This is a genomic window from Photobacterium minamisatsumaniensis (genome assembly GCF_050336695.1).
GTDB lineage: Bacteria > Pseudomonadota > Gammaproteobacteria > Enterobacterales > Vibrionaceae > Photobacterium > Photobacterium minamisatsumaniensis.
The window spans coordinates 1-1,145 of record NZ_JAKJSI010000108.1 but is presented as its reverse complement, the minus strand read 5'-3'; the positions used below and the strand labels follow the sequence as shown (position 1 = coordinate 1,145).

Genomic DNA, 1,145 nt, shown 5'->3' with positions numbered 1-1,145 from the left:
CGATGACTAGGTGCTGAAAAGCGCGCGGTTTGCTTTACTTTAGGATGGGCGTTGTCCATTGCGTAAGAGTGATAGCTCGCCTTGAGCATTTCTAGGTCATTAAGGTAATCACCAAAACTCATCGTCTGCTCATAGCTAAACCCAAGCGTATTTTGTAAGTGTTCAATCGCCGCACCCTTCGAGGCTTTGGCGTTCATCACATCGAGCCAGATTTTCGCGCTCACCACAACTTGATGGCTTTGAGCAAACTTGCGGTCAAAACTTGGGAATACATGCTCTTCAGTGCCATCAAAATGACAAATGGCGACTTTAATAAAGTCATCATCGACAGCTAAAAGATCGTCGACATAATGACAACGATGATAGTACTTAGCGAACTCTTTTAGCGCCTGCGGGTCTTGGGTTTCAATATAAGCCGACTGCGTACCACATAAGACGATATTTGCCCCGTCAATTGCACGCGCCTGCTTAATAATCGCTTCAATAGAAGGTTTGTCGATTTCACAGCGATACAACTCTTCGCCTTGGTGCATCACCAGTGTGCCATTTTCAGCGATAAACATCATACGATCGCTAATCGGTGCGAACGTCTCCATTAAGCTGTAATACTGACGGCCTGATGCGGCGGAGAAAATGATATCGCGCTGCTCTAATTGCTGGTAAACCGAGTAGAAGTCTTCGGGTAATTGGCTATTTTGATCGAGCAGAGTCCCGTCCATGTCGACGGCAATAAATTTGATGTCTTTACTTGGCATAGTTGACCGTGTTGTTGGCAAAAGTTGTGAATCAAGCATGACAAATTACATCAGTCGTCATTCTCTGCAAGTGATTTCCATCAAGTGAAGAGTAAAGAGCGTTGCTTTAAATCAGTTTTGTCCAGCAACGAGGTCAGGCCGATTTGTTCTAGCTTATTTTTGTCGGGTGGACGACACTTGTTACCAAGTGCCGTCTCCCTAAGAACCCAGCGTGCAACTTTCACTGCACTAGGCTCAAGCCTCCACAAAGGCATCAAAATGATACCCAGCAACTTATAACGCAGTCGGGATAGGCTCTCTCCAAGAGTTACGAGCTAGCCTTTTGGACTTTCTCTTTTCCAAGTATTCTTGGTATTGAGGGTCAAATGGTGTCGCTGTACTTCGGATTTT

General features: G+C 45.4%; 1 protein-coding gene. It reads right to left on the bottom strand.

Going from position 1 to position 1,145, the window contains the following annotated elements:
- Window positions 1-755: Cof-type HAD-IIB family hydrolase (locus L4D78_RS28245; protein WP_428469993.1), on the bottom strand; the 755-nt coding region annotated here is incomplete at its 3' end.
- Between the last annotated feature and the right edge of the window lie 390 nt (window positions 756-1,145).